26 protein-coding genes (1 of these 26 only partly in view) are annotated in these 21,480 nt (G+C 48.3%); 22 read left to right on the forward strand and 4 right to left on the reverse strand.

What is annotated here, in order from left to right:
* Window positions 1–22 precede the first annotated feature (22 nt).
* Both copZ and G3255_RS02810 read right to left on the reverse strand, forming a co-directional pair.
* Window positions 23–244 carry a copper chaperone CopZ gene (copZ, locus tag G3255_RS02805; protein WP_068872065.1) on the reverse strand — a complete coding sequence of 74 codons (222 nt, stop codon included), beginning with the start codon at window positions 242–244 and terminating at the stop codon, window positions 23–25.
* 28 nt (window positions 245–272) lie between these two features.
* Window positions 273–593, reverse strand: a complete 321-nt coding sequence (locus G3255_RS02810; protein ID WP_211653202.1) for a metal-sensing transcriptional repressor — start codon at window positions 591–593, stop codon at window positions 273–275.
* 285 nt (window positions 594–878) lie between these two features.
* On the opposite strand from G3255_RS02810, the gene G3255_RS02815 reads away from it, so the two are divergent.
* Entirely contained in the window at window positions 879–1,022 is a 144-nt protein-coding gene (locus G3255_RS02815) for an Lmo0850 family protein (protein WP_211653203.1), read from the forward strand.
* Between the two features lie 40 nt (window positions 1,023–1,062).
* Here the strand turns inward: G3255_RS02815 and G3255_RS02820 are convergent, their stop codons facing one another.
* Window positions 1,063–2,247 (reverse strand): FtsW/RodA/SpoVE family cell cycle protein, encoded by a 1,185-nt coding sequence (locus G3255_RS02820; RefSeq protein WP_211653204.1) that lies wholly within the window; start codon window positions 2,245–2,247, stop codon window positions 1,063–1,065.
* A 157-nt stretch (window positions 2,248–2,404) separates the two neighbouring features.
* On the opposite strand from G3255_RS02820, the gene G3255_RS02825 reads away from it, so the two are divergent.
* The 7 genes from G3255_RS02825 (at window position 2,405) to G3255_RS02855 (ending at window position 10,798) form a co-directional block, all read left to right on the forward strand.
* Window positions 2,405–3,175: a hypothetical protein gene (locus G3255_RS02825; protein WP_211653205.1), complete on the forward strand. Its 771-nt coding sequence runs from the start codon at window positions 2,405–2,407 to the stop codon at window positions 3,173–3,175.
* Window positions 3,176–3,627: 452 nt separating this feature from the next.
* Window positions 3,628–4,698: a D-alanine--D-alanine ligase gene (locus G3255_RS02830; RefSeq protein WP_211653206.1), complete on the forward strand. Its 1,071-nt coding sequence runs from the start codon at window positions 3,628–3,630 to the stop codon at window positions 4,696–4,698.
* Between the two features lie 13 nt (window positions 4,699–4,711).
* Window positions 4,712–6,070, forward strand: coding sequence for a UDP-N-acetylmuramoyl-tripeptide--D-alanyl-D-alanine ligase (locus G3255_RS02835; protein ID WP_211653207.1), 1,359 nt, complete (start codon window positions 4,712–4,714; stop codon window positions 6,068–6,070).
* Entirely contained in the window at window positions 6,067–6,762 is a 696-nt protein-coding gene (locus G3255_RS02840; protein ID WP_211653208.1) for an alpha/beta hydrolase, read from the forward strand. Before G3255_RS02835 ends, G3255_RS02840 begins: the two co-directional genes overlap by 4 nt.
* Before the next feature lie 337 nt (window positions 6,763–7,099).
* A complete protein-coding gene (cshA, locus tag G3255_RS02845; protein WP_211653209.1) occupies window positions 7,100–8,602 on the forward strand; it encodes a degradosome RNA helicase CshA in 1,503 nt (500 codons plus the stop codon).
* 152 nt (window positions 8,603–8,754) lie between these two features.
* Window positions 8,755–9,234, forward strand: coding sequence for a PH domain-containing protein (locus G3255_RS02850; RefSeq protein ID WP_211653210.1), 480 nt, complete (start codon window positions 8,755–8,757; stop codon window positions 9,232–9,234).
* A complete protein-coding gene (locus tag G3255_RS02855; protein WP_211655735.1) occupies window positions 9,227–10,798 on the forward strand; it encodes a PH domain-containing protein in 1,572 nt (523 codons plus the stop codon). The genes G3255_RS02850 and G3255_RS02855 overlap by 8 nt, the downstream gene beginning before the upstream one ends.
* 17 nt (window positions 10,799–10,815) lie before the next feature.
* On the opposite strand, the gene G3255_RS02860 is transcribed toward G3255_RS02855, so the two are convergent.
* On the reverse strand, window positions 10,816–11,430 hold the full coding sequence (locus G3255_RS02860; RefSeq protein ID WP_211653211.1) for a rhomboid family intramembrane serine protease: 615 nt from the start codon (window positions 11,428–11,430) through the stop codon (window positions 10,816–10,818).
* Between the two features lie 68 nt (window positions 11,431–11,498).
* Here G3255_RS02860 and acpS point away from each other — a divergent pair, with 68 nt between their 5' ends.
* The 14 genes from acpS to G3255_RS02930 form a co-directional block, all read left to right on the forward strand.
* Window positions 11,499–11,852 carry a holo-ACP synthase gene (gene acpS, locus G3255_RS02865; protein ID WP_211653212.1) on the forward strand — a complete coding sequence of 118 codons (354 nt, stop codon included), beginning with the start codon at window positions 11,499–11,501 and terminating at the stop codon, window positions 11,850–11,852.
* A 16-nt stretch (window positions 11,853–11,868) separates the two neighbouring features.
* Window positions 11,869–13,017: an alanine racemase gene (gene alr / locus G3255_RS02870; protein WP_211653213.1), complete on the forward strand. Its 1,149-nt coding sequence runs from the start codon at window positions 11,869–11,871 to the stop codon at window positions 13,015–13,017.
* Window positions 13,018–13,061: 44 nt separating this feature from the next.
* Window positions 13,062–13,346, forward strand: a complete 285-nt coding sequence (locus tag G3255_RS02875) for a hypothetical protein (protein ID WP_058381777.1) — start codon at window positions 13,062–13,064, stop codon at window positions 13,344–13,346.
* 4 nt (window positions 13,347–13,350) lie between these two features.
* Window positions 13,351–13,701 carry a type II toxin-antitoxin system PemK/MazF family toxin gene (locus G3255_RS02880; protein WP_058381776.1) on the forward strand — a complete coding sequence of 117 codons (351 nt, stop codon included), beginning with the start codon at window positions 13,351–13,353 and terminating at the stop codon, window positions 13,699–13,701.
* Between the two features lie 178 nt (window positions 13,702–13,879).
* Window positions 13,880–14,710 (forward strand): RsbT co-antagonist protein RsbRA, encoded by an 831-nt coding sequence (gene rsbRA / locus G3255_RS02885; RefSeq protein WP_211653214.1) that lies wholly within the window; start codon window positions 13,880–13,882, stop codon window positions 14,708–14,710.
* A complete protein-coding gene (locus tag G3255_RS02890) occupies window positions 14,707–15,069 on the forward strand; it encodes an STAS domain-containing protein (protein WP_058381774.1) in 363 nt (120 codons plus the stop codon). Before rsbRA ends, G3255_RS02890 begins: the two co-directional genes overlap by 4 nt.
* Before the next feature lie 2 nt (window positions 15,070–15,071).
* Window positions 15,072–15,473: an anti-sigma regulatory factor gene (locus G3255_RS02895; protein ID WP_058381773.1), complete on the forward strand. Its 402-nt coding sequence runs from the start codon at window positions 15,072–15,074 to the stop codon at window positions 15,471–15,473.
* Window positions 15,474–15,485: 12 nt separating this feature from the next.
* Window positions 15,486–16,487, forward strand: coding sequence for a PP2C family protein-serine/threonine phosphatase (locus G3255_RS02900; RefSeq protein WP_211653215.1), 1,002 nt, complete (start codon window positions 15,486–15,488; stop codon window positions 16,485–16,487).
* 95 nt (window positions 16,488–16,582) lie between these two features.
* Window positions 16,583–16,915: an anti-sigma factor antagonist gene (locus G3255_RS02905; protein WP_211653216.1), complete on the forward strand. Its 333-nt coding sequence runs from the start codon at window positions 16,583–16,585 to the stop codon at window positions 16,913–16,915.
* 2 nt (window positions 16,916–16,917) lie between these two features.
* Window positions 16,918–17,388: an anti-sigma B factor RsbW gene (gene rsbW, locus G3255_RS02910; RefSeq protein ID WP_211653217.1), complete on the forward strand. Its 471-nt coding sequence runs from the start codon at window positions 16,918–16,920 to the stop codon at window positions 17,386–17,388.
* Window positions 17,366–18,148 (forward strand): RNA polymerase sigma factor SigB, encoded by a 783-nt coding sequence (gene sigB / locus G3255_RS02915; protein ID WP_058381769.1) that lies wholly within the window; start codon window positions 17,366–17,368, stop codon window positions 18,146–18,148. The genes rsbW and sigB overlap by 23 nt, the downstream gene beginning before the upstream one ends.
* Entirely contained in the window at window positions 18,148–18,747 is a 600-nt protein-coding gene (locus G3255_RS02920) for a PP2C family serine/threonine-protein phosphatase (RefSeq protein ID WP_211653218.1), read from the forward strand. The genes sigB and G3255_RS02920 overlap by 1 nt, the downstream gene beginning before the upstream one ends.
* Window positions 18,748–18,844: 97 nt before the next feature.
* The gene (locus G3255_RS02925; protein ID WP_211653219.1) at window positions 18,845–21,025 is read left to right on the forward strand and encodes a Tex family protein; all 2,181 of its coding nucleotides are present in this window, start codon (window positions 18,845–18,847) and stop codon (window positions 21,023–21,025) included.
* Window position 21,026: 1 nt separating this feature from the next.
* Window positions 21,027–21,480 carry the 5' portion of a SprT family protein gene (locus G3255_RS02930; RefSeq protein ID WP_211653220.1) on the forward strand. It continues 11 nt past the right edge of the window, so the window shows 454 of its 465 coding nt (coding positions 1–454); it begins with the start codon at window positions 21,027–21,029; the stop codon falls past the right edge of the window.

Here is a 21,480-nt window from a genome sequence, read left to right on the forward strand (position 1 = left end):
AAAAATAACTGCGTTTCCGCAGTTATTCGCTCAATGCTGCTACATCATAGCCTTGATCTTCGATAGCTGAGGCGATTTGAGCCACATCGACATTCGCGCTGTCATATGTGACATCCACTGCGCCTTGTTCAAGTGAAACATCTACTTTTTCGACGCCAGAAAGTGCGCCGACGCTGTCTTCTACGGATTTTACACAATGTTGGCAGCTCATGCCGCTTACTTGCAAATGGACTTGTTCTTTCATGAAAAATTCCTCCTTGATTTTTATATTATTATTTTCTCATCAACTTTTGGAACGTGACGAGCAATTCATCCAGAATCTCTTCATCGCCTGAAGCCAGGCGGTCTTTAACACAGCCTTTTAAATGGCCGTCGAGCAGCACTTTCGTTACGCTGTTCAATGCAGACTGGGTAGCAGCCAATTGCGTAATAATGTCATCACAATAGACATCCCGGTCCACCATGCCTTTGATGCCGCGCACTTGCCCTTCGATGCGATTCAGCCGGTTCGTCAAATCCCGCTTGACCGAAGGGGGATGGTGGCTTTTTCTGCAGGCATCAGGGGCTGGTATTTCTTCGATTGCTTCACTCATTCAAATCCCCTCCAATTTTTCGGCTAGCGAATCGTTCGCCGGCTTTATCCAATCGACAAATGAATAGTTTTGATTACACCCCGAGTATACCTTAAGGGGGTATGCGAATCAAGAGATTAACTCAGACTTTGCATTTGTCATCAAATTGATACGTTTGAAACCCTGAAATGATGGTATTATATACGTAGATAAGGAAAAGTCAACTATTTCGAACGGAACAGTCACATCAGCGAGATCTGCACACGTCCAAATAGCAACAACTACTCTATAAAGAGGTGATCATGGATGATTAAAAATGGAGAGATCCGCAACATTGTATCGAATCTGGCAAAACTTGGCGTCCAAGCGACGATAACAAAATCCCGTGTTGAGCTCAGCAAAACCCTGGCATTGCCGCAACCTACGCAAGCCTCATCGCATTCTTCATAAAAAAACTCCGACGCCCACTGCGCCGGAGTTTTTATTGTACTTATGAATTTTGGCTAGAGCGGTCGAACATATAATTCTTGTGATGGAATCGCATGCTGAAGACAACGCCGAGTGCGAGCATATTGCCGATCAAGGAGCTGCCCCCGTAGCTGATAAAAGGAAGCGGGATCCCGGTGATTGGCAGCAATTGGATGGTCATGCCGATATTCTGGAAGACGTGGAACGTGATCATTGCAATGATGCCGGCACACACATAAGTACTGAAGGTATCCTTGAATTGAAGCGTGATTTTCGTCAAATGATAAATGAGCATGAAGAACAAAATAATGACGGCGCTTGCCCCGATAAAGCCGAAATCTTCCGAGATGACGGTAAAGATGAAATCGGTATGGTTTTCCGGAACGTATACTTGGCGGCCTTGGTAGCCTTTGCCGAACACTTCCCCGGAACCGATCGCATTCAAGGCAGCGATCAGGTTATAGCCCCCTGACTCTGCATAGGAATATGGATCAAGCCATGTGTAGATGCGCTCGAACATATAGGGCTTCAAGCCGAAGCGCCCCAGCAAATCCTGCATATTGAGCGTCATCCATAACAAGGTAACGCCAATGAGCGCGACACCGCCGAAGCTTGGCAAGATGATTTTCCAGGAGATCCCGGAGACGACCACGATGGCCAAAGTAATGGCGATGAACACCAGTGCCGTTCCAAGGTCGGGCTGGAGCAGGATGAAGCCGAGTGGCACCGCGAGCATGAAGGCGATTTTCCCGAGCAGCAGCAAATCGGTTTTGATGGTGCTCAGCACATGATGTTCATGATGCGAAGAAATCATTTTCGCGAGCGCTAGAATATAGAAGGTTTTCATGAACTCGGCTGGCTGGATATTGACGAATGGCGTATGGAACCAGGCTTTTGCGCCATTGATCGGCTGTGCGATCTGGCCTTGCCCGTCCGGTGCAATCATAAGGGCGAGTAAGAGCAAAATGCCCGCTCCGTATAAATAATACGCCATTTTTTTGTATTGGTCGGTATCGAAGTACATCAATACCGCGATCATTCCAGCTGACACGATGTAGAACAGCGCCTGGCGTGGGACGAAATTGGTCAAGTACTGCCCGGAAGTCTGGGCAGAAGAGATTGCGACCAAGCTGACGATGAAAAACAGGAACAATATAAAGGTGAGCGACCAATCGAAGCGATCGGAAAAGCTCTTGTTAGTTTGCATATCAATTCACCTATACTTTTCTTAATCTATAACGCCCATCATTATACAGCATACGCCAAACTTATGCGCATGCAAAAAGTAATGACGATTTGAAAACAGGAATGTTTCCTAACCGGCCCCCAAGCCGTATAATGAGAGAGGAAATGGAGTGGGGCACATGGAGAAAAGACCGTTGAAGACGGATTTTTACATACAGCATTTATATATCTATGTGAGCGAAGCGGACCGGATGGCGCTTTTCAGCGGTTTTGGCTTCGGGCATTTTCTCGAAGCGGTCGACATGCCGGAGAATCTTTTGCTTTTGAAGCATCCGTATGAGGAAGCTTCTTTTAATATGCACACCCATCTGGACTTTGCGACGAGGGAAGAATACAGCCAATTAAAAAGGGCACGCTCCAATCGAAGAAGCGAATTCTGTTGGGTGGATTTCCGCAGTGAAAAGCAATTGAACTCACTGACGGCCCAAGAGCAGGCGGAACTTCTTTACTTGGGACATAAAAAAGAACCGGTAAAAAGCCCATTCTTCACCACGCTGCAAAACGACTATGTGTATTTGGCGGGCGAGGAAAAGGAATGGACCAAGATCTATTTCCGGCGCATGGAAAAACTCGGCGCATTGATTGCCAATCATTTCACGCAAATCATCCGCAAGGAAACGAATGGCCAGCATTTTTTTCGCCGCCGGATGAGGGACTTGATTCCGGAGCTGCCGAAAGAGCAATTCCATAAACTGCGAATGGATATGGGTGAAGGGGTGCTGCTATCACTGGCTGACCCTGAAAAAACGAAAAATACGATTGAACTCCATGTCCGGACCGTCGGCGAAATCGATTTTATGGACGAGTTCTGGGAAGATATTGGGGAAACGATCCGCAAGCCGCTATCGGGACGGATTGTCTACGACCGAAAACTAAAAGGCTGGAAATGATACCCGGTAAGACGCGGGTATCATTTTTATTTGCCAAAGTTAAAAGGATTCGTGACATGCCTATTCAAATAGGTCAGATGAAAGAGTGGAAGGCGGCGACTAATGAATAAGCGAAAGGTACTTGAGCTTGTTCATTTGCGACGCATTTGCTCGCAAATGTGAGAGCAGCTGAGGGAATAGCTGAGTTTTAAAGTGAACCATTAGCGAAAAAAGAGGCTGAGTCCATGCCCTGGCAGCTGGAAGCGCGACGTCCTGTCGCACCAGCTGCATGACCCACATCCTGTGGGCCCGAAAGCGTCCGCCTGGAGCGATTTAACTACTTTCTTTTACGCTATCTAATTCTACAACCTAACTTAATTCAGTGCGATTTTACAGCCGCTGACAAAAAGATTTTTCGGCTGACAGCGTTCGTGATAAACTAGGCAATATGCAAAACGAAATGAGGGTCATTGATGAAAAAACGAATTGGGCTTTTATATGGCGGCAAATCCGCTGAACACGAAGTATCGTTGACAACAGCCAGCGCATTTTCGAAAGCGCTTGATTTTGATAAATACGAAGTTTACCCGATCTATATCACACAAGAAGGCGAATGGCGAAAAGGCACTCCTTTAGTTGGGGCTGTTTCTTCTATAAAAGAACTTCAACTGGCAGGGGAAGGGGAGCGCAAGAACGACATTTCCAGTTTCCTTCCAAATGTTCAAGAGCAAACACTTGATGTGATCATTCCATTGCTCCACGGGCCGAACGGGGAAGACGGCACGGTGCAAGGTTTGCTCGAAGTGATGAATTTGCCGTATGTCGGCAATGGCGTTCTTGCCTCATCAGCGGGCATGGACAAAGTAGTCATGAAGCAATTGTTCGAACAAGCCGGCCTGAACCAGACGCCGTATGTCTATTTCTTGCGCCGCGATTGGAAAAATAACCAAGACCTGTGGTTGGACAAAGTTGAGCAGGAGCTCACATGGCCAGTATTCGTCAAGCCGGCAAACCTCGGTTCAAGTGTCGGAATCAGCAAAGCCGAATCGCGCGAAGAACTGATCGCCGCGGTGGAGGAAGCACTTAAATTCGACCGTAAAATCGTCATCGAGCAAGGCGTCGTCGGTCGTGAAATCGAAGTGGGGGTGCTTGGCAACGATGAGCCGGAATGCTCGGTAGCAGGCGAAATCAAACCATTGAAAGCTTTTTATGATTATCAGGCAAAATACAAAGACGGCAACACGGCGATGATCATCCCGGCAGAATTGCCAGAAGTGGTTTATGCACAACTTGTTGAGTCGGCGAAAAAAGCGTTCAAGATCCTCGATTGTTCAGGGCTTGTGCGCGCAGACTTTTTCGTGACGGATGGCCACGAGATCATCATCAATGAAGTCAATACTTTGCCAGGCTTTACACCGTACAGCATGTTCCCGCTGTTGTGGCAGCATACCGGCCTTGAGTATCCTGATTTGATTGAGAAACTTATCGCACTTGCTATTGAACGTTTTGAAGAAAAACAATTATTGCAATTTAAAATGGATTGAGTGGGGAGAACCTATGAAAAAAACGATTGAACAGATAGCCAATTGGCTGGACATCAAGACGAATTTAAAAGGGATTGAAGTGACTGGCGTGTCGATCAATACGCGGACGCTGAAGCCGGGCGATTTGTTCATTCCGTTCCGCGGCGAAAATGCCAATGGGCATAAATATGTCCGCTATGCGATCGAAGCGGGAGCTGCCGCTGCATTATGGCAGAGCGACGAACCGGAGCCGCCGTCCGATTTGCCTTTGTTGATCGTTGACGATTGCGAAAAGGCATTGCAGGAAATGGCGCGCGCTTACCGCAATGAATTGAAGGCGACCGTGATCGGCATTACCGGATCCAACGGCAAAACTTCGACAAAAGATTTGGTCGCGAGCGTCTTGAAGCCATACTATAAAGTCCAGAAAACGCAAGGCAATTTCAATAATGAACTCGGGCTGCCGCTGACGATCCTGTCTTTGGATGAAGACACCAAATACGTGGTCCTCGAAATGGGCATGAGTGGCTTCGGTCAGATTCAATTCTTGTCTGAGCTTGCACGCCCGGATTATGCGGTCATTACCAATATCGGCGAAGCACATATGCAAGATCTCGGGTCGAGAGAAGGCATCGCCGAGGCGAAGTTCGAAATCGTTGCCGGACTGGAGCAACACGGCAAACTTTTCTACGACGGCGATGAGCCTTTGCTGTTGCCGTTTGTTGAAGATTTCACGCAAGCGGTATCGTTCGGCTTCGGCCCGGATAATGAATTGAGCGTGACTGATATCAAAGCGACTGAAGATGGCAGCAGCTTCTTGGTCAATGGCATCATCGACGCGAAGTTCTCCATCCCGGTACTTGGCGAACATCAGGTGAAAAACACTTTGCCGGCTATTTTGATCGCCCTTGAAGCCGGATTGACGGAAGAAGAAATCCGCCGTTCGTTGAAAAATGCAGCGCTGACCGATATGCGCATGCAATTGGTGCCTGCTGATAACGGGGCAGTGTTCATTAATGATGCGTACAACGCGGCACCGACTTCCGTGAAAGCGGCACTGAACTTTATCCGCGAGACGACGATGAAAGAAACGAAATGGGCAGTGCTTGGCGATATGCTGGAACTTGGCGAGCATGAACAGCGCTTCCATGAAGAGCTGGCAAGTTCGATTGGGCCGGAACTCGAAGGTGTCTGCCTTTACGGCCCGCGCATGAAATGGCTTTACGACAAATTGGCTACTTCTTACGAAGGGAAATTATTGTGGAGTGAAGACGATTACGGCCCGATAATCGATCTTTTGAAAAAAAACGTCAAAAAAGATACAGCTGTCCTCGTCAAAGGTTCGCGTGGCATGGCGCTTGAAAAAGTCATCGAACCGTTCACAGGCCAATGAAAACCGGCGTCCTGTGCATCCATGGGTTTACCGGAGGACCGTTTGAAGTAGAGCCGTTTGCTGCTTATTTGAGTGAGCAGACGGATTGGGTCATTGAGATTCCGACATTGCCGGGGCATGGCGAAAAGCTCGAACTTGGGGAACAAAGCGCAGAAGTGTGGATGATGGAAGCGGAGCTTGCATTAAAACGCCTGAAAGCGAAAGCCGACCGCATTATCATCGTCGGTTTCTCAATGGGCGGGTTGATCGCGCTGTACTTGGCGATGCGTTATAAAATCGACCGCCTGGTGTTATTGAGTGCGGCCGTGAAATACATCAGCCCGATGCAAATCCGGGAAGAAGTGCGGGAAGCGATGCGTGATGTATTCGGCAAGCGCATCAATCAAAATGCGCTGTACCATCTATATGAATATAAATTCCGCAATACCCCAATTCGTTCAACGATCGAGTTCCTGCGCGTCGTCAAAACGGTCGAACCGTATTATCATTTGATTGACGTCCCGGCGTTCATTGTCCAAGGCGAAAAGGACAGCGTCGTCCCGCCGTCTGCAGCTAAGCATATATATGACCACCTCGGTTCAAAAGAAAAGCAGCTTTATCACTCGGCGACCGGCAAGCATTTGATCTGCTATAGTGACGATGCTGCTGAATGGTTTCCGAAAGCCCTGCAATTCATGCGCCTAGGACAGTAAACTGATAATTGGAACCTTTGCATATCAATTGCATGTGTAGCTAAAGCATGTTACTCTGTTTAGAGCAATGGATACATTTTTGAGACACTCTTCCTCCGTGAAGAGGTTTTTTTTGAGCATAAACGGTTTGTTCTACTTAATGGGGAAGACAACCCCCGCTGTGCAGACCGCTCGGCAACGACCGAGCTTTTCCTGTTCACACATCCCCTCTGACTTAAAACTCCAGAGCATGATTTTCGACGTGAAAGTTCTTAATAAAGGCTCGACCTTGTCATAAATTCATCTAAAATGTGTACCATTTGTAAATAAGATGAAGACAAAAGGAGATTGAAAAAATTTGGTTAAATTTACAGAATTAAACATCAGCGAAACAACATTGAAATCCGTAAGACGTATGGGCTTTGAGGAAGCGACACCTATCCAGGAAGGCACAATCCGCCTGGGCATGGAAGGCAAAGACATTATCGGGCAAGCACAAACAGGTACTGGTAAAACAACCGCTTTCGGTATTCCGTTGATCGAGAAAATCGACACACGCGACGGAAACGTGCAAGGTTTGGTCATTGCACCGACACGCGAATTGGCAATCCAAGTTTCTGAAGAACTTTACAACCTAGGTAAAGACAAAAACGTGCGCATCTTGTCCGTATTTGGTGGCCAGGAAATCGGCCGTCAAATCCGCGCTTTGAAAAACCGCCCTCAAATCATCGTCGGCACACCTGGTCGTTTGCTTGACCATATCAACCGCCGCACGCTGAAGCTTGAAAACGTTAATACGCTCGTGTTGGATGAAGCTGATGAAATGCTGAACATGGGATTCATCGAAGACATTCAGTCAATCATGTCGAATGTTCCTGAAACCCGTCAGACGCTTCTGTTCTCTGCAACAATGCCGGATCCAATCCGCCGCATCGCAGAAAAATTCATGAAGACACCTGAAATCGTCAAAATCAAGTCAAAAGAAATGACTGTCGAAAACATCGAGCAGTTCTTCGTGAAATCCGTAGAACGCGAGAAGTTTGACATCCTTTCCCGCTTGTTGAACGTTCAACAGCCGGAGCTTGCGATCGTCTTCGGACGTACGAAGCGCCGCGTTGACGAATTGGCGCACGCATTGAATCTCCGCGGCTATTTGGCTGAAGGAATTCACGGCGACCTTAGCCAAGCGAAACGCATGTCTGTTTTGAAGCAATTCAAAGCAAACAAAATCGACATCCTTGTTGCCACTGACGTAGCAGCACGTGGTCTTGATATCTCAGGCGTATCTCACGTATACAACTTTGATATCCCACAAGACCCTGAAAGCTATGTTCACCGTATCGGCCGTACTGGCCGTGCAGGCAAAAAAGGCGTAGCCGTCACTTTCGTTACACCACGCGAAATGGGCTACTTGTCAATCGTTGAAAGAACAACTAAGAAAAAAATGGAAGCTCTAGTTCCTCCGACTGCTGACGAAGCGGTTATCGGACTTCAGCGTGTTGCGATGGAACAATTGGAAACAATGACCGAGAAAAACAACCTTGGCAGCTATCGTGAACTTGCAACAGAAATGTTGGACAAGCACGATGCAGTTGATTTGGTTGCAGCAGCACTTAAAACGCTGACGAAAGATCCGGAAGATGCTCCAGTCCAAATTACTGAAGAGCGCCCATTGCCATCACGTGGCGGTGGCGGCTACAAAGGTAAAGGCGGCGGACGTTCATCCGGCGGCGGATATAAAGGCAAAGGCAGCGGCGGACGCTCGTCTGGCGGTGGCTATAAAGGCCGTCGTGAGTCATCAAGCTCAAGCCGTCCTTCAGGCGGAGGGCGTCCAGGACGCACTCGCCGTCACGAATCCTAAAATCCATTCCCTAAGATAACAAGACGGAGAACCGGCAGCAACTGCCGATTCTCCGTCTTTTTTGTCGTCTCGGAATAAGGTACAATGAAATGAAACGTTACGGTTCATGAAACGTATAGATGAAGAGAGTACTCTTGATTGGAGATGACATAATGAACCATCAACCGAAAAACCGGATCTCCCGGAAAGGGCTGACTGTCTGGCGCCTTTACGGAATGATCGAGACAGTGGTCGTCGCTTTGTTATTGGCCGGTGTAGGCACTCTTACATACTTTTTCGATTGGCCAAATTGGATTTATGCAGCAGCAGGGGGCGCCTTGGTGCTGTTCGCTTTCCTATTTGTCTATCTATTCCCAAAAATCCGCTGGGAAAGATGGCGCTACGAAGTACGCGACCAGGAAATCGAATTGCAGCACGGCTTGTTCATCGTCAAACGGACGCTTGTGCCAATGGTCCGTGTCCAGCATGTCGACACGGAACAAGGGCCGATTCTCCGTAAATACGATCTATCGGAGATCTCTATTTCGACTGCTGCGACAACCCATACCATTCCAGCATTGATTACGGAAGAAGCGGACGAATTGCGCTCCCGTATTTCCGTGCTCGCAAGGGTGGCGGAAGATGATGTCTGAGACACGTTATAAACTGCATCCGATTTCAGCACTCATTAATTTCTTAAAAGGCTTAAAAGAATTGATCTTGCCTTTCGTCATCATTTTCGGCGCGAACTTATTCCGTGAAGACGGGATTTCCGGCATGTTCAACCAGGGCTGGCAGGGCTTATTGCCGTTGCTAATTGGCGGCGTTGTGCTATTGTTCATGCTGATTGCCGGCATCATTAAGTGGAAACGCTTTGTCTATTGGTTTGAAGATGGGGAGTTGCGGATCGAGTACGGGTTGTTCGTTAAAAAGAAACGCTATATCCCGTTTGAACGCATTCAAAGCTTGAATTACACGGAAGGGATTTTCCACCGTCCGTTTGGGCTCGTCAAAGTGAAAGTCGAAACGGCTGGCTCTGGAAAAGCAGGGCAGTCGGAAGCGGAACTGACCGCCATTTACCGTGCGGAAGCCGACCGTATCGAACAGGAAATGCATATGGCGAAGCGCGGCTATGCCACACAAACCGAGCCGTCCGGTGAAAAGCTCTACGGGCCGGCCGAAGCGGAGCCGCCGCGCGAGGAGCTTGTGGAAGAGCAGTCGCGTGTTTTGTACCGCATGAGTATGAAAGAATTATTAGTGCTCGCGACCACTTCGGGAGGAATCGGCGTCGTCATTTCCGGGGTTGCCTTATTTCTGTCGCAGTTTGCCGAGCTGATTCCTTACGACGCAATTTATGAGGAAGTCATGTTGTTCATGCGCTTCGGCTATCTAGTCGTTGCATTGACTGTATTTGCCGGGCTATTGCTTGCCTGGGTCATTTCGGTGGCCATGACACTCATCGCCAATTATCAATTCACCATCCATGCAGATGATGAACGAATTTACATTACACGCGGCTTGCTGGAGAAGAAAAAAGTCTCTGTGCCGTTCAACCGTGTGCAAGGCATTAAAATGACGCAAAATCCGCTTCGTCAATTATTTGGCTATGTAAATGTCACGGTCGAAAGCGCAGGGGGCACCTTGACCGATAAAGATGAAAAGATTCGTTTATTTCCGCTCGTGAAGCAAGAGAAGATGAAACCGGTCCTGGAAGAACTGTTCCCGGATTTTGACTGGTCTCCGGAATTGACACGTTTGCCGAAAAGAAGCCGCCCGTTCTTTTACCGGCTGTCGATCGGCTGGCTCATTCCGGCGTTCGCGGCACTCGGCTATTTCTTCTATCCTTATGGTTTATGGGCACTTGCAGTCGTTCCGGTCATTATTGCAATCGGCCTCTGGCAGCACCGCTCGGCGGGGTATGCCATCTCTGGACGCCAATTGACCGCGCAATTCCGCGGCATTAGCCTGCACCGCTTTTACATGCTGAAAAAACGCATCCAAGTGATTGCGGTGACACGGACGATTTTCCAGCGTCGCCGAGATGTCGCTTCTGTCCATGCAACAATCAAATCAGGCATGCTCGGAGCAACTGCGCTTGTTCCAAATTTGGCGCGGGAAGATGCCGAACGCATCCTGGCTTGGTATGAACCGTCAAGGCAGCGCCAGGCAATCGATCAGGAACCAATGAAAAACCCTCAACCGAATGAAATCGGCTGAGGGTTTTTTGATGAAGGTCAGCGGCGGTTTTTGGCGCGCCAGCTGACGATGCGTTTTGGGTGGAAATAGCTAAGGCCGATCAGGAAACCGGTGATCATGCCGGCGATGTGGGCCGTGACGTTAATGTTCGGTGTCACAAATGTCATGACTATACTAATGACGATAATCGGGAGTATAATTTGTTTGAGTTGCGGCAGTGCACGTCCACCGTAATAGACGAGGGCACCGAACGCGCCGAAGATCCCAAAGATCGCGCCGCTTGCCCCGACATGTACATAATCGAGCGGCTGCAGGAAATAAGTGGCCGCCGATGCGAAAAGGCCGGCCAGCATATAAATCGTGATAAAACGCACCTTGCCGGTCAAACGCTCAAGCTCTGGCCCGAACAGGAACAGGGAGAACATATTGAATAGCAAATGCATCAGATTACCGTGCAGGAAGATCGGCGTTACAAAACGCCACCATTCGCCGTTTGCGATGTGGAAGTTCGACCCGACGCCGTAATAGTAAATGTATTCGCCGAGCATCGGCAAAAATGTCAGCAAGTGAATGAGGACATTCAACGCGATCAAGGTCGATACGACGGGGTACATTTTTAAGTACTGTGAAAAGCTTTCTCTTCTGATAAACAATAAGGTCACCTCAATTTCATAGCTTTATTATACCCGTTACCCATTTGCGAATGAAAGGAGAAACCTTTATGATAACAGGAATCGGTCTTGATATTGTCGAGCTGGAGAGAATCCGCAAGCTCGATCAAAGATCTTCGAAATTCCGCGAGCGTGTCCTGACCGAATCGGAGCTTGCCGAGTATCTTCTATTGAACAACAAACGCAGAACCGAATTTTTGGCAGGGCGCTTTGCGGCAAAAGAAGCATTCGCCAAAGCCCGTGGTACCGGAATCGGCGCGGCATGCCCTTTTTCGGACATGGAAATCAGAAAAGATGAGAATGGCAAACCTGGCATGTTTTTCCGCGGTGCGGAATGTGGGTTTGTTTCGATCACTCATTCAAAAGAATTTGCCGCTGCGCAAGTTGTTTTGCAAACCGAATGAACAGGATGTGTAGAATATGGAAATGTATCGACCGACAAAAGCAGTCATCAACTTAGAAGCGATCCGCAATAATCTAGCGGCGTTTCAAAAGCGAGCGGGCGATGCTGAAGTGATTGCAGTCGTCAAAGCGGATGGCTATGGACATGGGGCAGAAGAAATTGCCCGCATTGCCATCGAACACGGCGTCTGCACGCTCGCGGTCGCGACGCCAGACGAAGCGCTGTTGTTGCGCCGTGCGGGAATTGAACAGGAGATCCTCGTAATGGGAGCAGTGCCTGCTGCATTCGTGCCTGTTGCGCAGCGCGAAAATATCATCGTTACCGCCCTGTCGCTCGAGTGGATCGAGATGGCTGAAAAAGCCGCTGTATTAGGGCAGCCGCTGCGCGTCCATTTGAAAGTCGATACCGGAATGGGGCGTCTTGGCATACAGCCTGAGGAAGCTCAGGAGGCGTTTGCCAAACTGGCTTCAAGTGGATTTTCGTTTGATGGCATCTTCACTCATTTTGCGGCAGCAGACGAGCAGGATCCGTCGCTTTTTGAACAACAGGTTGAACGGATGGATGGTGTGCTGGAGCAATTGCCTGAAGGAGTCATGGTCCATGTGTCGAATAGTGCAGCGTCACTTATGCACCCGTCTGTCGCTTGCGATGCCGTGCGGATCGGCATCTCGCTCTATGGCATCGCCCCGTCGCCTTATGTCGGCGAACATTCACTGATTGTGCTTGAACCGGCACTCAGCCTGGAAACGGAAATCGTCCACATCAAAAAAGTGCAGCCAGGTGCGACAATCAGCTACGGCGCGACGTACCGCAGTGAAGGCGAGGAGTGGATCGCCACGCTTCCAATTGGCTATGCAGACGGCATGCTGCGTGGTTTGCAAGGGCAAGAAGTGCTGGTGCGCGGTAAGCGGGCACCGGTTGTCGGGCGCATCTGCATGGATCAATGCATGGTCCGCCTGAGTGAAGAACTGCCGGTCGGAGAACCGGTCCAGTTGATCGGCCGCCAAGGGGACGGGGAAGTCTTGATCGACGAATGGGCCGAGAAGCTGGGCACAATCCCCTATGAGATCCCTTGTATTTTGACAAAGCGGGTTCCGCGTGTCTATGTGAATGGCACCAAAAATACCGGATTGCCTTTTCAGTCGAACGATTCAATGGTAAGATGAAAAGGTAAACTAGACAGAGATCGGGATTTTCGGAGGTGTCGGCTGTGTACGAGAAGTCAAAGACGAAAGAAGTGGTAGTCAAGTTGCCGAAGCAATTCATGTCGGAGCTTACTGCCCATTCAGATGAACGCATTGAGGAGAACGGTGAATTCATTTACGTATCTACTCAACGGGTAACGAAAAATGTCTACGATTCATATCATATTCGGGAAGCGATGATCAAGGGCTACGTGGAAATGTCGCAGATCAACCTGTCGATTGCCTGCGAATGTTCGCACGCTGAGTACGAAGCGGAGCACACGACAGTGCAACTCGTAAGCGGAGGGTGACAACTTGATTGTAAAACGCGGGGATGTTTTTTTCGCAGAATTATCACCGGTCGTCGGGTCTGAGCAAGGCGGGACCCGCCCAGTCTTGGTGATACAAAACGATATCGGGAACCGATTTAGCCCAACAGTGATCATTGCGGCAATCACCGCCCAGATCCAGAAAGCCAAATTGCCGACCCACGTGGAAATCAATGCCAAGAAATACGGCTTTGAGCGTGATTCTGTTATTTTGCTTGAACAATTGCGGACGATTGATAAATCGCGTTTGACCGATAAGATTACACAGCTGGACGATGCGTTGATGGAAAAGGTGGACGAAGCTTTGGAAATCAGTGTCGGACTTGTAAAGTTTTAGCATACATACTCCATGGAAATACCCCGAGATGGCTTTTCTCGGGGTGTTTTCGTATAGAAAATCATCATAATCGGGACGGTTCATCAAAAAAGATGTGAAATGCTCCGTTTTCCGATACAATGGATAGACAAGTATGAAATTGTGGCTGCTAGGGTCACCGGGAGGGTTTTACGACAAGATGAACAAACAAATGGCTACATATATACAAGAAAACATGACCGGCATCATTGCCAACTGGCAGCAAATGATGAGAGATGAGAAAGACGAACCCTCATTTCAGGTAATGTCGGAAGAGATGGTGAACCAGACGAGCCGTGAATTTGCAGGACTGATGACTTCGAGTCTTCTTGAAAGCCATCAGGTCTATGAAAACCGCTTAAAGGACTTTGCCGAAAAAGTCGTCCGCCTTGGCTGGTCCATCACGTTCATGACAAAAGCGATCGACCACTTCGCTGAAATCGTCTACGAAGGAATGCGCAAAGCCGGTACGATCCATCCCGACAATATGGATGGATTTGTCCACGAATTTGCGAATTGGGCAACGCCCATCCGCAACAGCATGATCGACACATACTCAAAAACCTGGGAGCGCACAGTTAGCCTGCAAAAGATTGCATTGCAGGAACTATCCGCCTCCCTGATCCCGGTGTTCGATAAAGTTTCTGTCATGCCGCTCGTCGGAACGATTGACACGGAACGAGCGAAATTGATCATGGAGAACTTGCTTGACGGTGTTGTTAAACATCGTGCTGAAGTGGTGTTGCTGGATATTACGGGCGTGCCGGTCGTCGATACGATGGTGGCCCATCACATTATCCAAGCAGCAGATGCAGTGCGTTTGGTCGGGGCGAAATGCATGCTCGTCGGGATTCGCCCAGAAATTGCCCAAACAATCGTAACGCTCGGCATCAACTTGAACGACTTTACGACAACGAGCACACTGCAGCGCGGCGTAGAACAGGCGCTGGCGTGGACAAACCGAAAAATTGTGGAGGTTGAAGAAGTATGAATGTGAGAATCCCAATTCTAAAACTGAAAGATACATTAATCGTTTCGATCCAATGGGAGCTGGATGACCAGACGGCCTTGCAGTTCCAGGAAGATCTTTTGACTAAATTGCATGAAACCAGCGCCCGCGGGGTGGTCATCGATTTGACCTCCATCGACTTTATTGATTCATTCATTGCCAAAGTGCTCGGGGATGTCATCAGCATGTCCAGCCTGATGGGGGCAAGAGTGGTTATTACCGGTATCCAGCCGGCAGTTGCCATCACTTTGATCGAGCTCGGAATTCGACTTGAAGATGTTATGACGGCACTTGACTTAGAGAACGGCTTGGAGAAACTTCAACTGGAATTGGAGGCTTGAAGATGAGCGACCAATCCTCAGTGGAAATTTTAACGGAATGGGATATTGTAGCGGCACGCCAGCTCGGACGCAACGTCGCCAAAGAGCTCGGCTTCGGCACCGTGGACCAAGCGCGGATCACGACGGCCATCAGCGAACTTGCCCGCAATATTTATTTATACGCCGGTCAGGGCAGGATTGAGATTCAGCAGCTGACTGAAAACGGCATGAAGGGAATCCTGATTATTGCCGCCGATAGCGGGCCAGGGATTCCGGATGTCAGAAAAGTAATGGAAGACGGTTTTACGACATCAGGAGGATTAGGTGCAGGCCTGCCAGGTGTCAAGCGCTTAATGGACGATTTCAAGATCGAAACGATCCAAGGCGAAGGGACAGATATACGGGCTACGAAGTGGCTCCGCTAGGGGGAACGCTAAATGCCTCAACACATTGAAGCGCAATATCAGGAAATTCTGAACGAATATGTAAAAAAGCAGACGGAGCAAAATTTGTACGTCGGCCAAAATTTCAGCAGGCAATTGATTCTGGAGAATATTTCTCCGGAAGAAGTGATCAGCATGCACAAAGCAGCCATCCGGGAGCTCTATAGCGATCTCCCGGATGTTGTTTGGCATTCATTTGACTTCCTTATTGAAATGATGATTAATTACGGATTGGCATTGCAGGAACGCCAAAGTTTGCTGAAGCGCCAGGAAGAGCTGAAAGTGGAAATGGACTTAGCAGCCAATGTGCAAGAAACCTTGCTCAAGACAAAATTACCGTCCCTCGAAGGGCTGGATATCGGCTTATTGTCGATTCCGGCCAAGAAGATGAACGGAGATTATATTTATTTTGTCAGTGATTATGATGGATACGCTGGCGTAGCCGTTGCCGATGTAATCGGTAAAGGCCTGCCGGCGGCTCTTTGCATGTCCATGATCAAATTCGGCATGGACAGCTTGAACAGCTCGCACGCCTTGCCGAAAGACGTGCTCGGCGTCATTAACCGGATCGTTGAAAAAAGTGTCGACGACTCGATGTTTGTGTCGATGTTCTACGCGAATTACGATGCCGGGGCAGCCAGGCTCACTTACGGGTCGGCTGGGCACGAACCTGCCATTCTCTATCGTGCGGACACGGGGGAATTTGATGAACTCGAAGCAAAAGGCTTGTTGCTCGGTGTTTCGCCAGCTGCAGTTTATGAAGAGCATTCCGTTACTTTAGACAAAGGCGATATGATCATCATGATGACGGATGGAGTGACAGAGGGCCGGACAGAGGAAGGCTTTATCGAACGCGAGGTCATTTACAAATTGATTGAGCAAAAGAAAAGCCAACCGGCTCAGGCAATTGTCCAACACGTTTACGATGAGCTTGAACGGATGCAAAATGCAGAACTACAGGATGATTTCACTTTAGTGGTTTACAAGAAGGTTTAATTCAATGTTTAAAAGCGTTAGATAGCGGGTATGAAAGCTTAGAATGGCTTTTCTTCAGCCGAATTGAATCATACAAAACGGGGTGTCATATAGAGATGAATATTCAAGTTAATTTGACAGAAAATGACAATAAATTAAAAGGCGAAATTCATGGAGAGATTGATGCGCATACAGCGCCGGTGCTCCGCGAAAAACTAGAAGCGTACCAGGCGCAAGAAGGCTTGAATGCCGAATTGGACTTATCCGGTGTGGATTATATGGATAGTACAGGTTTGGGCGTTTTTGTCGCGTTCTATAAATCCATCAACGCAAAAGGCGGCCATTTGAAACTGACTGGGCTTTCAAACCGATTGAAACGCCTTTTCGATATCACAGGCCTAGGCGATATTATGGATATTGAAGCAGCAGTCGGGAAGGGTGGGAACTAATCATGCGTCCTTTCGATTATGTAGAGATGCGCGTCCCGGCCAAATCCCAATACGTAGGCGTTGCCCGTCTGACGATTTCAGGGCTGGCAAGCCGCATTGGCTTTTCGTTCGATGATATTGAAGATTTGAAGATCGCTTCAAGTGAAGCAGTGACAAACGCTGTCCAACACGCTTATTCAGAAGGCGAAGAAGGCGAAGTGGTCATCGGTTGCGCATTGTATGAAGATAAAATCGAAATCATGGTAGCCGATCACGGACAAAGTTTCAATTTCGAAGAAATCAAGGCAAAAGTCGGACCTTACCACGACCAGGAAGAGGGAGCGTTCCTGCGCGAAGGAGGTCTCGGCCTGTATTTGATCGAAACGCTTATGGATGAAGTGAAAGTACATCATCAGGAAGGCGTTACTGTCTTTATGACCAAGCATGTTGAAGGAGAGCGGGTGGAAGAGGATGTCGAAACAATCTCATCCTAATCAGCCAACGAAAGAACAGGTACTGGAATGGATTGAAGCTTATCAAAAAACGGAGGACGAGGAAGCACAGACAAACCTTGTCCTTAATTACCGGCGTCTCGTGGAATCGATCGCCCGCAAGTATTCAAACGGGAAATCCTACCACGAAGACATTGCACAAGTGGGTATGCTTGGCTTGCTCGGTGCGATCCGGCGCTACGACCCATCCTATGGCCGAAGCTTTGAAGCCTTCGCTGTGCCGACCATTATCGGCGAAATCAAGCGCTTTTTGCGTGACAAAACATGGGCAATTCATGTACCCCGCCGCATAAAAGAGCTGGGGCCGCGCATCAAAGCGACTGTTGAAGTGCTGACGACAGAGCTTCAGCGTTCTCCGCAAGTTTGGGAAATCGCTGAATACCTCGATGTTGATGAAGACGACGTCTTGGAAGCGATGGAGATGGGCAAAAGCTATCAAGCACTTTCCATGGACCATTCACTCGAGGCGGATTCGGACGGCAGTACGGTTACCTTGTTTGATGTAGTCGGCCAGGAAGATGATGGATATGAAAAAGCGGATCAGCGCATGCTCGTGGCGGAAGCGATGAATGTCCTTTCCGATCGGGAAAAGCAGATCATCCAATACACCTACATAGAGCAGCTGAGCCAGAAGGAAGCGGGCGACCGGCTGGGTATTTCCCAGATGCACGTTTCACGTCTTCAACGAAAAGCCATCAAAAAGCTTCAGGAAGCCATTTTGGCCGCCGGCGGGGTTTCCTAGTGGAAGAAATTCGCCATGAAAATGTGGAAGCCTATGCCTACAACGCAGCAAAAAAAGGAAATTACGAATCCGGCGACAGTTATTTTACTGTATTGACGGATGAATACTTTATTTGCTCCGTAGCCGATGGTTTGGGAAGTGGGCCTGTAGCGCGTGAATCGTCACAGGTCATCCCACAAATTTTGAAAGAATACCATCATGAGACAATCGATCAATTGATGAATCGCTTCAATGGCTTGATGTTGCAAAAACGTGGAGCCGCGGTCGCAATTTTTAAAGTGGATTTCAAGAAACGCACCTTGGAATACAGTTGTGTAGGCAACATTCGTTTCTATCTCTACAGAAGAGAAACCGACGAAGTGATCTATCCATTACCTGTCATGGGCTACCTATCGGGAAGGCCTCAAAAGCTGAAAACCCAGCTTTACACGTATTTGGAAAACGACTTGTTTTTGATTCACTCAGATGGCGTGGATTTACGCAATCCAAAAGCGATGATGAGAAGAGCAGGAGCTCCTAGACGGCTGTATGAAGACATTCTTGCATCCATTCAAACAGGCGACGATGCCACGTTAATTTCAGGAAGCCTTCTCCATTAAGGAGAGGCTTCTTTTTTATGGAATAAGCAAGGGGGGCTTGTTTCTCCGATTAACCATAGGCATGTTAAAATAGAGAGGCAGAAAGGAAGTGCATAGAATGGATACTCAGCAATTGCACGCATTAATCGCTAAAGAAGCCGGTGTCAAACCAAACCAGGCAAAGCAAGTCATTGAGCTGCTCGAAGACGGAAACACGGTACCTTTTATCGCCCGTTACCGAAAAGAAGCGACAGGCTCATTGGATGAAGTCCAAATCAAAGCGGTAGAAGATCGTTATACATACATTCAGAATTTGGAACAAAGAAAAACAGACGTAATCCGTTCAATTGAAGAACAAGAACAATTGACTCCGGAGCTTGAAAAAGCCATCAAAGGAGCTACAGTCCTTCAAAGAGTAGAAGATTTGTACCGCCCTTATAAACAAAAACGCCGCACAAAAGCGACCATTGCAAAAGAAAAAGAGCTGCAGGGACTGGCAGATTGGCTTTTGAAACCTGGAAAAGAACAGTTGAAAACAGTGGCGGGACAATACATCAGTGCCGAAAAAGGTGTTGAAACAGCGGAAGAAGCGATAGCAGGAGCACAGGATATTTTAGCTGAGCTTTTTGCGGACGATCCTGATATTCGTGAAAAAGCCCGTCGGATGACTCGTGATGCCGGACTGCTAGAGACAGCAGCCAAAAAAGGTCACGAAGACGAGAAGCAAGTCTTCCAAATGTATTATGAATACAGCGAAGCCATCAAAAAAATCGTCCCGCACCGTATCTTGGCCATCAATCGTGGCGAAAAAGAGGGCGTATTGAAAGTGACTGTCACACCTCCAGTCGACCGAATCATCCGATTAATGAAAGATAAATGGATGAAAATGGGGAGCACTGCCACCAAAGAAGTAGAAACGGCCATTGAAGACAGCTACAAACGCTTGATTCAGCCATCCATTGAACGTGAAATCCGGACGGAACTAAGTGAAAAAGGCGAAACGCAGGCCATACACATCTTTTCGGAAAACCTTCGCAATCTGTTATTGCAGCCTCCGATGAAAGATAAAATGGTGCTAGGCATTGACCCGGCGTACCGTACGGGCTGTAAATTAGCAGTGATAGATGCGACAGGGAAATTATTGGAAGTAGCGGTCATCTATCCGCATCCCCCAAAATCCGATCAACAAGGCGCAAAGAAAATCTTACAGCGTCTAACGGATACTTATCCTATTGAAATCATGGCGATCGGAAATGGCACAGCATCACGCGAGACCGAACAATTCATTGCGGATTTTCTCGGCGAAACTGCGAAAAAAGCATCTTATGTCATCGTCAATGAAGCAGGTGCCAGTGTTTACTCAGCATCCGATGTAGCCCGTGCAGAGTTTCCGGACTTGCAAGTCGAAGAACGCAGCGCAGCTTCCATCGCGCGACGACTTCAAGATCCGCTTTCCGAACTCGTAAAGATTGACCCGAAAGCAGTAGGCGTTGGGCAATACCAGCACGATGTCTCGCAGAAAAAGCTGGCAGACCAGTTAACTTTCGTTGTTGAGACGGCAGTCAACCAAGTTGGCGTGAACGTTAACTCTGCTTCAGCTTCTCTCCTTCAATACGTTGCTGGACTCAGTAAGACCGTCGCCGAGAACATTATTAAAGTGCGCGATGAGAACGGCCGCTTTACTTCCCGTGTCCAATTAAAGAAAATCCCTCGCCTCGGCGCCAAGACTTATGAACAAGCTGTCGGCTTCTTGCGCATAACAGAAGGGAAGAATCCACTAGACGCTACCGGCATTCACCCAGAAAGTTATGAAGCTGCCGAGAGAATCCTTAAGTTAATCGATGTGGACAAAAAAATGATTGGCCGCCCAGAGATTATCGCGAAGCTGGAAAGCTTGGACCTGGAGGCATTAAGCCAGGAGTGGGAAGTCGGCAAAGTGACACTTAAAGACATTGTGGATGCATTGAAGAAACCATTCCGCGACCCGCGAGATGAGTTCCCTCAGCCATTGCTAAAGAGCGATGTCTTAAAAATGGAAGACTTAACGCCTGGAATGGAAGTCCAAGGAACGGTGCGCAATGTCGTCGACTTCGGAGCCTTCGTCGATATTGGCGTGAAACAGGACGGGCTGGTTCACATTTCTAAATTGAAAAAAGGATTTGTAAAACACCCGCTCGATGTTGTTGCAGTCGGAGATATTGTCACCGTGTGGGTCGATCAAGTCGAAAAACAAAAAGGCCGGATCGCCTTGACGATGCTGCCGCCGAAAGAACAACAGCCAGATCTTCAGGAGAGATAAAATGACGAACGAAGAATTGACCAAGATGATTGCAAAGATTTCCCGTGACATCTTCGGGAAGCCATTCCTCCATCAAGGCGTATTCAACAAACGCCTCCGTACCACAGGCGGCCGTTACATGCTAGGCTCGCATAATATTGAAATCAACCCGGCTTCTTATGAGAAGTTTGGGGGTAATGAACTGACAGGCATCATTAAACATGAGTTGTGTCATTACCATCTTCACCTCGAAGGAAAAGGATATAAACATCGAGACAAGGATTTCCGAGAGCTGTTGCAAGAGACAGGATCTCCACGGTTCTGTTCTCTCCTCGCAGAGAAACGCCGGAAAACAAATGGCTTTCATCTATATGAATGCATATCCTGTAAAACGGAATTTCCGAGAAGGATCCGTATGAACACCGCCAAGTATAGATGCGGACGCTGCAGCGGAAAGTTGCAGATGAAAAGAGAAA

It is taken from the genome of Planococcus sp. MSAK28401 (assembly GCF_018283455.1).
GTDB lineage: Bacteria > Bacillota > Bacilli > Bacillales_A > Planococcaceae > Planococcus > Planococcus alpniumensis.

Excerpts from the sequence above, each read along its gene's own strand:
- alr (WP_211653213.1), top strand. The coding sequence starts at position 11,869 with ATGGAAATGTATCGACCGACAAAAGCAGTCATCAACTTAGAAGCGATC.
- sigB (WP_058381769.1), top strand. The coding sequence starts at position 17,366 with ATGTCGAAACAATCTCATCCTAATCAGCCAACGAAAGAACAGGTACTG.
- G3255_RS02830 (WP_211653206.1), top strand. The coding sequence starts at position 3,628 with ATGAAAAAACGAATTGGGCTTTTATATGGCGGCAAATCCGCTGAACAC.
- G3255_RS02905 (WP_211653216.1), top strand. The coding sequence starts at position 16,583 with ATGAATATTCAAGTTAATTTGACAGAAAATGACAATAAATTAAAAGGC.
- rsbW (WP_211653217.1), top strand. The coding sequence starts at position 16,918 with ATGCGTCCTTTCGATTATGTAGAGATGCGCGTCCCGGCCAAATCCCAA.
- G3255_RS02820 (WP_211653204.1), bottom strand. The coding sequence starts at position 2,247 with ATGCAAACTAACAAGAGCTTTTCCGATCGCTTCGATTGGTCGCTCACC.
- G3255_RS02815 (WP_211653203.1), top strand. The coding sequence starts at position 879 with ATGATTAAAAATGGAGAGATCCGCAACATTGTATCGAATCTGGCAAAA.
- acpS (WP_211653212.1), top strand. The coding sequence starts at position 11,499 with ATGATAACAGGAATCGGTCTTGATATTGTCGAGCTGGAGAGAATCCGC.
- rsbRA (WP_211653214.1), top strand. The coding sequence starts at position 13,880 with ATGAACAAACAAATGGCTACATATATACAAGAAAACATGACCGGCATC.
- G3255_RS02810 (WP_211653202.1), bottom strand. The coding sequence starts at position 593 with ATGAGTGAAGCAATCGAAGAAATACCAGCCCCTGATGCCTGCAGAAAA.
- G3255_RS02835 (WP_211653207.1), top strand. The coding sequence starts at position 4,712 with ATGAAAAAAACGATTGAACAGATAGCCAATTGGCTGGACATCAAGACG.
- G3255_RS02825 (WP_211653205.1), top strand. The coding sequence starts at position 2,405 with ATGGAGAAAAGACCGTTGAAGACGGATTTTTACATACAGCATTTATAT.
- G3255_RS02890 (WP_058381774.1), top strand. The coding sequence starts at position 14,707 with ATGAATGTGAGAATCCCAATTCTAAAACTGAAAGATACATTAATCGTT.
- G3255_RS02850 (WP_211653210.1), top strand. The coding sequence starts at position 8,755 with ATGAACCATCAACCGAAAAACCGGATCTCCCGGAAAGGGCTGACTGTC.
- G3255_RS02855 (WP_211655735.1), top strand. The coding sequence starts at position 9,227 with ATGTCTGAGACACGTTATAAACTGCATCCGATTTCAGCACTCATTAAT.
- G3255_RS02900 (WP_211653215.1), top strand. The coding sequence starts at position 15,486 with ATGCCTCAACACATTGAAGCGCAATATCAGGAAATTCTGAACGAATAT.
- G3255_RS02925 (WP_211653219.1), top strand. The coding sequence starts at position 18,845 with ATGGATACTCAGCAATTGCACGCATTAATCGCTAAAGAAGCCGGTGTC.
- G3255_RS02840 (WP_211653208.1), top strand. The coding sequence starts at position 6,067 with ATGAAAACCGGCGTCCTGTGCATCCATGGGTTTACCGGAGGACCGTTT.
- copZ (WP_068872065.1), bottom strand. The coding sequence starts at position 244 with ATGAAAGAACAAGTCCATTTGCAAGTAAGCGGCATGAGCTGCCAACAT.
- G3255_RS02895 (WP_058381773.1), top strand. The coding sequence starts at position 15,072 with ATGAGCGACCAATCCTCAGTGGAAATTTTAACGGAATGGGATATTGTA.